10 protein-coding genes and 1 pseudogene are annotated in these 10,894 nt (G+C 55.3%); 8 read left to right on the top strand and 3 right to left on the bottom strand.

From position 1 onward, the window contains the following. Positions 1-1,285: 1,285 nt before the first annotated feature. From VNL73_02785 to VNL73_02770, 4 genes are read left to right on the top strand one after another with little or no spacing between them, the layout of a single operon-like run. Positions 1,286-1,684 carry a hypothetical protein gene (locus VNL73_02785; protein ID HXF48337.1) on the top strand — a complete coding sequence of 133 codons (399 nt, stop codon included), beginning with the start codon at positions 1,286-1,288 and terminating at the stop codon, positions 1,682-1,684. Then, a complete protein-coding gene (locus VNL73_02780; protein HXF48336.1) occupies positions 1,681-2,442 on the top strand; it encodes a FliA/WhiG family RNA polymerase sigma factor in 762 nt (253 codons plus the stop codon). The genes VNL73_02785 and VNL73_02780 overlap by 4 nt, the downstream gene beginning before the upstream one ends. 9 nt (positions 2,443-2,451) lie before the next feature. Continuing rightward, positions 2,452-3,012 carry a PilZ domain-containing protein gene (locus VNL73_02775; GenBank protein ID HXF48335.1) on the top strand — a complete coding sequence of 187 codons (561 nt, stop codon included), beginning with the start codon at positions 2,452-2,454 and terminating at the stop codon, positions 3,010-3,012. A gap of 35 nt (positions 3,013-3,047) precedes the next feature. Next, entirely contained in the window at positions 3,048-3,443 is a 396-nt protein-coding gene (locus tag VNL73_02770; protein HXF48334.1) for a response regulator, read from the top strand. 1 nt (position 3,444) lies between these two features. On the opposite strand, the gene VNL73_02765 is transcribed toward VNL73_02770, so the two are convergent. Then, entirely contained in the window at positions 3,445-5,361 is a 1,917-nt protein-coding gene (locus VNL73_02765) for a T9SS type A sorting domain-containing protein (protein HXF48333.1), read from the bottom strand. Between the two features lie 315 nt (positions 5,362-5,676). Beyond that, a complete protein-coding gene (locus VNL73_02760; protein ID HXF48332.1) occupies positions 5,677-6,603 on the bottom strand; it encodes a creatininase family protein in 927 nt (308 codons plus the stop codon). Positions 6,604-7,038: 435 nt separating this feature from the next. Between VNL73_02760 and csrA the strand changes: the two are divergent. The 4 genes and pseudogenes from csrA to VNL73_02740 all read left to right on the top strand — a co-directional run bounded on the left by csrA (position 7,039) and on the right by VNL73_02740 (position 9,209). Next, positions 7,039-7,236: pseudogene (gene csrA / locus VNL73_02755) on the top strand (carbon storage regulator CsrA). 192 nt (positions 7,237-7,428) lie between these two features. Beyond that, positions 7,429-7,887, top strand: coding sequence for a flagellar assembly protein FliW (fliW, locus tag VNL73_02750; GenBank protein ID HXF48331.1), 459 nt, complete (start codon positions 7,429-7,431; stop codon positions 7,885-7,887). Positions 7,888-7,967: 80 nt separating this feature from the next. Further along, positions 7,968-8,336 carry a hypothetical protein gene (locus VNL73_02745; protein HXF48330.1) on the top strand — a complete coding sequence of 123 codons (369 nt, stop codon included), beginning with the start codon at positions 7,968-7,970 and terminating at the stop codon, positions 8,334-8,336. Between the two features lie 219 nt (positions 8,337-8,555). Continuing rightward, a complete protein-coding gene (locus tag VNL73_02740) occupies positions 8,556-9,209 on the top strand; it encodes a transposase (GenBank protein ID HXF48329.1) in 654 nt (217 codons plus the stop codon). A gap of 35 nt (positions 9,210-9,244) precedes the next feature. Here the strand turns inward: VNL73_02740 and lon are convergent. Next, on the bottom strand, positions 9,245-10,894 hold a 1,650-nt coding region (gene lon / locus VNL73_02735), incomplete at its 5' end, for an endopeptidase La (GenBank protein HXF48328.1).

The raw sequence follows: 10,894 nt of genomic DNA, 5'->3' as shown, positions 1-10,894 counted from the left end.
GTGGAACTGCCACACTCCCCCGCCCTGATGGGGGAGGGGCTTTTTGGCTTTTCGCTCCCTTTCGTCAAAGGGGGCTTGCGTGGTGTGTTTCTTGCCCCCGGCACTCGGCCGGGGGGGTATCATGCTACGCCTTTGCGCCCCGGGAGGCCTCGGCGTGCACGCCGAAGACCTCTTTGGGGCTAAATCCCGCGTCTCACAAATACAGGGATCAGGGATTGGGGATTATGGATTAGTGAAAATCCTTAAAACCCGCCCACGTCCCTCTACTAAAGGCCCACCCTGCGAAATTCACTCCGAATTAGTTGTGATTTTGGAGGAGGGAGAAGACAGACACATTGGTCTGCCCCTACAAAGACCCGTTGTGAAATTCTCACCCGAAGTTGGGGTGAATTTGCAACCTCACCCCCTGGCCCCCTCTCCGATGCGGAGAGGGGGTAAAAGGCACAATATATTGTGCCCCTACGAAAGACGAAAAAACAAAGACAGGCGAACACAAGGTTCGCCCCTATGAAAACAAAAACGGGCAGGCACGGGGACCTGCCCTACAAAACCACCCCCTATAGTCCCCCTTAAATACAGGGGTGACAAAAAGACAGTGATGAGTGATTAGAGATTAGGGATTCGTCCGCCCAACACCACCCAGATTCTTCGCTGGCGCTCAGAATGACAAGAGGGGATGGAGGTCTGAAGACCTCCGCATGACAAGAGGGGATGGAGGTCTGAAGACCTCCGCTACGCTTTTGAGGGGGATTCACGAATCGCCCCTACAAATAAAAAAACAAGTACGGGCGGTCACCCATTCGACTTCGCTTAGGGCAGGCGGGGAGCCGCCCCTGCGGAATTTCAAAAATAATTCTAAATTTTTCCTCCCGATTTTCCGATTTAAATAATTAGAAGTCGAAGCACTTTGGGGTGTCTTCGAGTATTGGCTTTTTCCCATACTCTCTTGTAACGCCTCCCCTTTTTTCATCCCCGAATCGGAAAAGTTTTCCGGCCTTGTTGAAAAGCGGATTTTCTGGTCAGGTAAGCCCTTGTCTTGCAAGTGCTTGGTTTTGGGGTTTTGCAGAGTGCAAGGGCACGCCGTTTGATAAAGGTATGCCCCGTGATGTTAAAAACAGCGGGTAACGGTGGTTCGACAAACTCACCATCTTCGAGTCAGTTCCTACCAAGTTTGAAAACAAGAGAGGGGGGTCTCTCTATGGATACAAAGAGGAACGCTTCGCTACGGCCTTCACGGCATTCAATAGAAGCATGGAGGTCGGAAGCAAGCAGCAAGCAGTTGCGTTTGGATTCCATTCCGCCTTCCGGCGGTTCCGGCACCGATCCTTCCAAGAAGCTGGAACTGCCGCCCACCAAGAAGGATGATTTAAAAGCGCCATCCAAGAAGTCCGGCGGCGTTACCAAGAAAGAAAAACCGAAACAGCTTCCGCCCAAAGTGAAAGGGGCGGAGGCCTGGCACGACTGCCCGGCGGAATTTTTGAAATACGCAAAAGAGGGAATGGTTTCCGCGCGGGTCTCGATTCCCGGGCCGGGGTTTGTTTTAAAAGAGGCGGGGCATCAAGGGCTATTTATCACCGAGGCGCCGGAGATTTCCGAAAGCGTCGATTCCGCATCAGCAAGTTCTTCAAGCACCGACTCCAAATCCAAGCCGACTTCTTCCAAACCGAAAGGAAAATCGAAATGAACCTGGAAAAGGAATGGCAGAGTTTTCGGAAGACGAAAAATCCGAAGCTCCGCGAAAAACTTTTGCAGCAATACCTGCCCTTGGTGAAAAGCGTGGCGGGACGGATGGCGATCGGCTTTCCGCGCTCGGTGGAGCTGGATGATCTGGTCTCCACCGGCGTGGTGGGGCTTATCGAGGCCTTGGGCAACTTTGACCCCAAGCGGGGGGTGAAGTTCGAGACCTACGCCGTGCCGCGCATCCGGGGGGCGATTTTGGACGAGCTGCGCGCGCTCGACTGGGTGCCGCGTTCGACCCGCGCCAAATCGCGGGCCATCGAACGGACGATGGCGAAGCTGGAAAACAAGCTGGGGCGCCAGCCGAAGGATGACGAACTGGCCAAGGCGCTCGGCATCTCGGTTAAGGACCTCCTTTGGGATTTGGAAGACGTTTCCGGCACCACGCTGCTCTCGCTGGACGAAATGGTGTATCGGGAGGAGGATGACCGGCAGGTGCCGCGCGTCGAAACCGTGGAAGGGGTCACGAAGGACAACGTTTTGGCGGACTTAGAAAAAGAGGAACTCAAGGCGTTTTTGACCCACTCCATCACCAAGCTTTCCGAGCAGGAGAAACTGGTGATTGCGCTCTACTACTACGAGGAGCTGACGCTGAAGGAAATCGGGGAAGTGATGAAAATATCGGAGTCCCGCGTTTCGCAGATTCACACCAAGGCGGTGCTGAAGCTGCGGGGGATGATCCGGGACAAGTTTGCCAAGGAATAGGAGGAAAAAATGCCCAAGACGAAAACGCGTAAGAAGACCCAAAAAGTACAGAAGACCAAGCCGGCCTCAACGATAACCCGCAAGGCGGCCCCGGCCCCCGCCACGCAACCGGCCGCGGCGGCCGACCGCCAGACCCGGCGGTTCGTCCGGATCGAGGTCTCCTCGCCGGTGTCGTTCGTGCCGTTCCGGCTCCCTTTGGCCGGGCCGGTGGACGTTTCGCAAATCTGCAACGGGCGGGTTTTGAACATCTCCGGCGGCGGGCTTTTGTTGGAAACTTCCGCCTGGGTGGAGCCGTCCGATTATCTGCTTCTCAGGATCGGGCTTTTTGAAAACTGCCATTTGGAACGGGTGGTGGGACGGGTGAAACGAATGGAATCGACCGGCAGCGGGGAATGCCTTTTGGGCATCGAGTTTCTGACCCGGGAGATGCTGCATCAACTCGTAACCGAACTGCCGAACGGCTATCTGCCGTCCGAATCGGGGGCTTTTGACGAAAAACTGCGGGAGCTTTTGTCCAAGCAGATTTTCGCCAAGAAATCGAGCTCCGGGCCGGAAGGGGCCGGCCGTTGAACGGCGCGGGTTCAAGCATTCATTCAGGTAAACCTATGAAGGAAGAACCGAAGGTTTTGGTGGTGGATGACGAGGAGATGCTGCGGAATCTTTTGGCGCGAATTCTGGAGCGGGAGGGGTATTCCGTTTCCACCGCTTCCGGGGGAAAGCAGGCGCTCGCCTATCTGGCGAAGACCGATTTTCAGGTGATGGTTTCGGACGTGAAGATGCCGGAGATGAGCGGGTTTGACTTGCTGAAGGAAGCAAAGCAGAAGCATCCCCGGCTGGCGGTGGTGATGATGACCGCCTTTGGGGATGAAAACACCGTGGAGCGGGCCTTGGGACTGGGGGCGGACGGCTACGTGGCGAAGCCGTTCAAGAGCCATGATTTGACTTCCGAAGTGGCGCGGGCGCGGCAGAAAGCGGCCCTTACGGCTAAGAAAACCCCGTAACCTACTTCAGAAACAACATCTTTTTGGTTTCCACGAAAGTGCCGGCCTGCAACCGGTACAGGTAAACGCCGGAGGAGACCGTGCGGCCGGTCTTGTCGCGGCCGTCCCAGACCACCGTGTGGGTGCCGGCGGACATTGAACCGTCCTGCAACGTAACCACCGACCGTCCCAGCAAATCGAACACTTCCAGTTTCACCTCCGAACTTTTGGGCAAACTGAAGGCGATCGCCGTTTGCGGGTTGAAGGGGTTCGGATAGTTCTGGTTCAGGCCGAATTTAAGAGGCCTGCGGCCGTCGCCGTCGTCCGCCGAGGTGGGGACTTGCTGGTTTCGCAAAATCACGGTTCCCTTTTTGAAGGCGGGGTTCAAAATCAAGGGATTGCCGCCGCTGAATACGAGATAAGAGACCGATAAACTCTGCGGCATGTTCGGGTCGCCGGTGGCGTTGGGGACGCTGGTGGAATCGATTGTCAGCGTATCGGCAAACTGGGGCAGGATGCCCGTGGTGGTGAAATGCAGCCAGCCGATGGTGCCTTCTCCGGGCGGCAGCGCGGGGGCCAAGACGAAGCCGACCAAAACCAGAAAATCCCCCGGTTCGGAGAGGCGCAGAAAGAGCTTTAAATCGGCGAATTCGGCCCGGCCGCCGGCAAAGGTGACCGAGTCCAGCGCGGTGTTACCATCCTCAAAATGCAACGGCAGGGCGATGGCGCGGACGGCCTGGGTATTGGAGGCGAAAATCGGGACGGAGAAGCGGTTGGTCTGGGGGTCGGTCAAATCGACTGTGCCATCCCCGATGGCGACGCTGTCGGTGAGTTCCGACGGCGGGAAAATCTGCAAAAAGACCGGAACTTTGATTTCGTTTGGTGCCGAGGAAAAGGTAATCGTGTCGGAGTAGAGTCCCGGGTTCAGGCCGCTGATATCCACGGAAGCCTGCACCGTATCGGGAATGGAAGTAGCGGTTCCGCCGGTCGGATTGAGACCAAGCCAGCTTTGAGATACGCCGGCCGTCCAGGGAATATCACCCCCTCCGGATGCGGAGACGGAGAGGTTTTGCGGCTGGGGATTCGGACCGCCGAAGAGGGCGGCGAAGCCGAGGCGGCGGGGGGTTACCACTAAAGCCGGCTGGCCGCCGTCCGGCGAGAGGGTCATCGTAACCGGCAGGAAAGCGGCAATCTCGCCGGTGCCGCAGCCGGCATCGCAGTCCTCATCCCACCAGCGGTCGTCCTCGTCGTCATCATCATCGTCATTTGAAACGCGGGCTTTGAAGACCACCGTGTCGTGGTAGACGCCGGCGGGGAGGGAGTCGGTTTTGGCCAGAAGCAGAATGGTGAAGGGGGCGGTTGCCTGGCTGGGGGCGACATCAAGCCAGCTTTGTGAATTGGAAGCGGTGAAATTCAGGTGATCCGCGCCGACGACTCCGAGGCGGACGCTGTCGATCAAGGTAACGTTTGAAAAGGCCTCGCCGGTGAAATCGATGCGCTCCGGCCGCAGGGTGAAGCCGGGGAGGGGGGGGAAGATGCGAAGCTTTATCCGCACCCAGCGGGGTTTTTTCTGGCCGGGGGTGTCGAAACGGATGAAACCGCCGTGCTCGCCGATTCCGAGCCCAGCCGGGTCAACGGAGACCTCCGCTTCGGATGGGGTGGTGCCGCCTGATGGTTCGATTTTAACCCAGCTTTTGGTGGGAGTGGCGGTCCAGTCCAGCGGGTCGCAGTCGGCGTCGCGGCCGGGGGGGATGGCGCGGATTTTAAGGGTTTTCGATTCCGGGGCGGGGGCGGGTTGCCCCTCCAGGGCGCAGGTGAAAAAGTTCAGGTTCGACGGTGTGACCACCAGCTTGGGGCGGTGGCCCTGCGTATCGGCCAGAAGCAGTCCGGGGAATAAAAGGACAAAAAAAGCGAGAGAAACCGTTTTCAAGCTGGCCATTTGTTTTGCATTCTCCTTTTCAATCAAACCCGCCTTTATGGACACTTTTTGGGCGAAAACAATTTACGCAACCGGTATGCCCAAGAGCAAACAAATTTTAGCGTTGTAAGCGCTTGTGCGGCCAAAGGTTGTGAGATGTGTTGGAATTGAGTCGAAATATCCCTCTGAAAGGGTTTGCAGAGATTATAAAAATGAGGGGGGTATGGGAAGCCGCCTATATTTTTCAGATTCTGCGCGAACCGAAGGAATTGACGATTGAAAAACACCTCACCCCCGACCCCCTCTCCACTTGGTGGAGAGGGGAAATCCCTCCATTCAGGAAACGGTTGAGCGCAGAAGGAAAAAGAGGATAAGGATTACAAGCAGTATTTTGGCGCTGCGGAGGGTCCAAAACTTCCAACGGACGATTTTGGTCAGAATTGATTCGGTTTCGGCGTCCGTTTTCTGGCCCTCGGCCAGTTTTACGAGAATGCTTTGGCCGAGGCGGAAAAAAATCCGGGTGGTGGCATCGGCAAACTCCTCCGTGGCCCGGGCCGGGGAGCCCATATACCCCTCCCCCTTTCCAAGTTTGGGGATGGCGTCCGTGCGCAGGTCGCGAAAGTTGACCAGCACCGGTTCCAACTTTTTGTATTCCGGCTTGACCAAGTTCGGGAAGTTCATAAGCATCATCGAGGTTTCCCACCAGCCGGCGTGGAAATCGTGGGGGAGAGCTTTTTTCTCCTCCTCGTCCAATTTTCTGCCGAGCGCCGCTTCGATTTCGGGCAGATATTCTCCGCGAAGAAACTTGACAGTGGCGGCGGAGCCGGGGAGAATCATTTTCACCCCGTATTTCTTCCGCGCCAGAAAGCAGGCCTCTTCCAAGGTCAACAAATGAAACGGGCCGCCGTGGGCGGAGAAGAGGGCGATTTTATCGAATTTGAAACGGGCCAGCGAGCGAGCGATTTCCAAAAGCATCCGCTTGAGCGTGCCGATTTTTATCCAGACCGAGCCAACAAAGCGAAAAGTATTGGCGCCTATCGGAAGGGTCGGATACAAAAGCACGTTCAGGTCGGGCCGTTCCTTGGTCAGGTTTTCCGCGGCGCGGCGGGCGAAGAAGCCGGCGTTGAAAAAATCGACTCCCACCGGCAGGTGCGGGCCGTGTTCTTCGATGGGGGAGAGGGCCAGAAAGACAAGCGTCTTTTCCCTTGGGAGCGCATCGATTTCCGGCCAGGTGAGTTTTTCGAATTCCAGAACCGGCGACATCAAGGGGCAAAATAGTTTTTCCGCCAGTTGGCGCAAAGGGAAAAAAATAAACGGGGAATTGGAAGAAATTTCCGAACCTTAAAAGCCAATCTACAAAGGGGCCTTTTGGTTTGAATTAAGCCAAAACAGGACAAGGGGTTGCATCGGCGAGTCCGGCCTGTCCCAAAGCTTTATAACGGCACGGGGGTTGCCAAACAAAAATCCGGAATGTTGATAGGAACAACCGGGACGGACCTCTATTGGAAAAAGGGGGAAAAATGAAGAAGCTCTTCTTCTGGATTGTCATACTCATGCTTTTGGTTCTGCCTTTGGCGGTCAAGTCGGCCGGGAACTGAAGCGGGCAGCCATCTGTTTAATTAAACAGTGGTTGGGCTATAGGAGGTTGTTATACCCCGTGAAATTCTGCCGATACATTGAAAGGCCAAGGAGGGCTGTGTGCTGATTTTAACCCGCAAAATCGGGGAATCGATAACCATAGGGGAGCAGGTCAAAATCACCGTTCTGGGTGTTTTTGGCCGGCAAGTCCGTTTGGGGGTGGACGCCCCGCCGGACGTTTTGGTGCACCGGGAAGAGGTGTACGTGAAAATTCAGGAAGAAAACCGCCAGGCGCTGAAGGCCAGTGATAACGATTTGGAAAAAGTGAAGTCGATGTTGGAGCGGGAAGGGAAAATTCGAGAGGGCGGAGCGGCCAACATCCAGTTTCGCAAAGGGAGAGGGCCGGCCGACGGCGGGAGAAACGGTTTTTCGCATCCGCCCGGCGGCTACCGTCCAAAATTCCGCGGGCCGGAAAATTACTGACCAAAATGTTGGCCATTGGATAGCAAGATGGAAATCACAACCAGCCGATTTGGAAAGCTCAACGTAAATGCGGAAGAATTAATTTCCGTCCCCAAGGGAATTTTGGGGTTCGAGCATCTGAAAAAATATTTCATCGTCGAAAAATCGAATCTTTCCCCGTTCATCTGGTTCCAATCCGCCGAGGAGGCGGGGGTGGCGTTTCCGCTCATCGACCCGGCCTGTTTTTATCCGGATTACAGAATCGAAGTGGACCCGCGGGAGCTGGGGGAGCTGAACATTTCCGACGTGAAAAAAGTGCAGGTCTATGTTTTAGTCACCGTCCCCCCCGGCAAGCCGGAGGAGGCGACGGCCGATTTGATGGGGCCGATTTTGGTGAACGGGGAGACCCGCTTGGCCAAGCAAGTGGTCCTTTCCAAAAGCCCCTATTCCACGCGCTATTCCATCTTCAAAAACGGCCAGCCGCAACGGCCGAGGCCTGCGATATAATTTATTCACCTTTCAATATGTGTAAGTATCGCTGACCGAAAGATGTTACTCACGTTAAAAACTTTGGGGAGCGATTCAAGATGAAATGGAAAAGGGAGTATATACTCTGGGGAATTCTTTGGTGTCTTGGTGCTATGTACATTATCTTGTTTCGGGAAGGGTATCGCTTTCTTCCGGGGGCAAAGTGGCTTAGCGAGGTAATTCCACTATGGTTAGTGATTCTGAATTTAGTAGTTCTTTTTATCTTCACCACGTTGTTGGTCAATAAGACAAATCCATCTCCAATAATCGCTATAGCTATCCTAATTGGTATTTTGCTTTCAGGGATTGTTTTGGGTAGTAGCTTTAAACGATTCCCGTATGTCTCCGGTATAGGCGGTTTGGCAGTTATTCTATTCGGTTTTGGTTTGAAAAGATGGGGTTCCAAAAAAAGTCGCGTAGCAACCTAACCCCCTGACCCCCTTCCCGAATACACCTCACCCCTAACCCCTCTCCATTAAATGGAGAGGGGAAGGGCGAACACGAGGTTCGCCTCTACGAAAAACAGAGGCGGGCGGGTTAGGGTCGTCGGGGACGACCAAATAAACCCGCCCGTACAAAGACAGAAACGGGCAGGCACAAGACCTGCCCCTACAAAAACCATATCCGATTTTGTATCATCCGTCTGAATGAAATACAATCCGGATATTCATCATCGGCGCTCCATTCGTTTGAAAGAGTATGATTACGCGCAGGCGGGGGCGTATTTCGTCACGATTTGCACGCAGGGACGGGAGGGTTTGTTCGGGGAAATCAAAAACGGGGCAATGGAATCAAATCCGGCGGGGCGGATGGTGCAAACGGTTTGGGAGGGATTGCCGGAGCGTTTCCCGGATATTGAATTGGACGAATTCATTATAATGCCCAATCACGTCCATGGGATTATTGTAATTGTAGGGGCACCTCTTGTGGGTGCCCGGGGCAGTGGGGCGGACGGGGATAAAAACAGGGCAGGCACAAGACCTGCCCCTACAAATGCCCGACAACAAAATACGACGGCGGCACCCCCCAAACCTGTATTGGGAGAAATCGTCGGGATATTCAAATCAATCACCACGCACGAATATGTCAATGGCATTACCCAAAACAATTGGCCGCCGTTTCCGGGGCGGTTGTGGCAACGGAATTATTACGAACACATCATCCGCGATGAAGATTCGTTGAACAAAATCCGGGAATACATCATTCAAAATCCGTTGCGATGGGAATATGACCTTGAAAATACCATCGGCAAACCGGATGGTGTGGAGCGGGATTTTTGGAAGATTTTTGGGCAAAACTAAAATAATTAAAAACGGGCAGGCATGGGGACCTGCCTCTACGATTTTTTATCCGGCTTTTTTAGGGCTTTGATGGCGTCGGTGTCGTCGGCCTTCGGCAGGATGAGATTGATTAAGGCGCGTTCGATGGCTTCGGCGGCTTCGGAGACGAAAGAAATTGTCAGTTTGGAGCGGACTTCGGCGGGGATTTCCGGCAGGTCTTTCTTGTTTCCCTCCGGCAAAATCACCTCCGCAATGCCGGCGCGATAAGCGGCCAGAACTTTTTCCTTGATGCCCCCCACCGGCAGGATTTTCCCCCGCAAAGTTATTTCGCCGGTCATCGCCAAATCGTGGCGCACCGGTTTTTCGGAAAAAAGGGAGGCCAAAGCAACGACCACGGCCAAACCGGCGGAAGGGCCGTCCTTGGGCGTAGCGCCTTCCGGAAAATGGACGTGCAGGTCGGAGCGCTCGAAATGCGGAGAGGTGATGCCCAACTCGGCGGCGTGGGAGCGGACGTAGGAAAGGGCGGCCTGCACCGATTCGCTCATCACCTCTCCGAGATGCCCCGTCAACGTTAATTTGCCCTTGCCGCGCATACGGGTGGCCTCGATGAACAGAAGCTCGCCGCCGGCGGAAGTCCAGGCCAAACCGGAAGCGACGCCGACTTCCGAATGCCGTAACGAAACTTCCGGCACGAAGGGGGTGGGGCCCAAAAGCTCTTCGAGACGGTCGGTGGAGACCTCCAGCTTGGCCCGCTTGTTTTTGGCCACCTGTGTGGCGGCCTTGCGCGCCAAGAGGGAAATCAGGCGGGAAAATTCACGTACGCCGGCTTCGCGCGTATAGTGACTCAACAATTTTTCCAGAACGCCGGGCTGCAGAACCAAATTTTGCTTGGTAATGCCGTGGGCTTCGAGCGCCTGCGGAACCAAATAGCGGTTGGCGATTTCCAGCTTTTCCTCGTTCGTGTAGCCCGGCAACCGGATGACTTCCAGCCGGTCGCGCAGGGCGGGGGGAATCGGGTCCAACAAATTGGCGGTGGTCAAAAACATCACCTGCGACAAATCGAAAGGCAAATCCAAAAAATAATCCCGGAAGAAGCGGTTCTGCTCCGGGTCGAAAACTTCAAGCAATGCGGCGGCGGGGTCGCCTTGCACGCCGACGGCGAGCTTGTCGATTTCATCCAGCATAAAAACGGGATTTTTGCTTTTGGCCCGGCGGAGACCCTGGATAATCTTCCCCGGCATGGCGCCGACGTAGGTGCGGCGGTGGCCTTTGATTTCAGCTTCGTCCCGCATTCCGCCCACGGACATTCCAACAAAGGGGCGGCCGGTAGCGCGGGCGATGGAGCGGCCGAGCGAGGTTTTGCCCACGCCCGGCGGGCCGACGAAGCAAAGCAAGGGGGCGGGGGCGTCTTTCTTCAAGGCCCGCACGGCTAAAAACTCCAGAATCCGTTCCTTCACTTTATCCAAGCCGTAGTGGTCGGCGTTCAAGACCTCTTCGGCTTTCTTCAAGTCCCGCCCTTCCGGCGCGACGTGGTTCCAGGGGAGGGTGGTAATCCAATCCAAGTAGTTGTGGACAACGTGATATTCTGGCGAGGTTTGGGGGAGACTTTCCAGCCGGGTGATTTCCTCGTCCGCTTCATTTTTTACCTCCGCAGGGAGGGAGGCTTTTTTCAAAATTTTCCGGAAGCGCTCCACGTCCTTCGGCTC

This window comes from Verrucomicrobiia bacterium (genome assembly GCA_035574275.1).
Lineage (GTDB): Bacteria > Zixibacteria > MSB-5A5 > DSPP01 > DSPP01 > DSPP01.
Note: the sequence above shows the minus strand (reverse complement) of the source record. Positions and strands in the feature narration are given on the sequence as shown.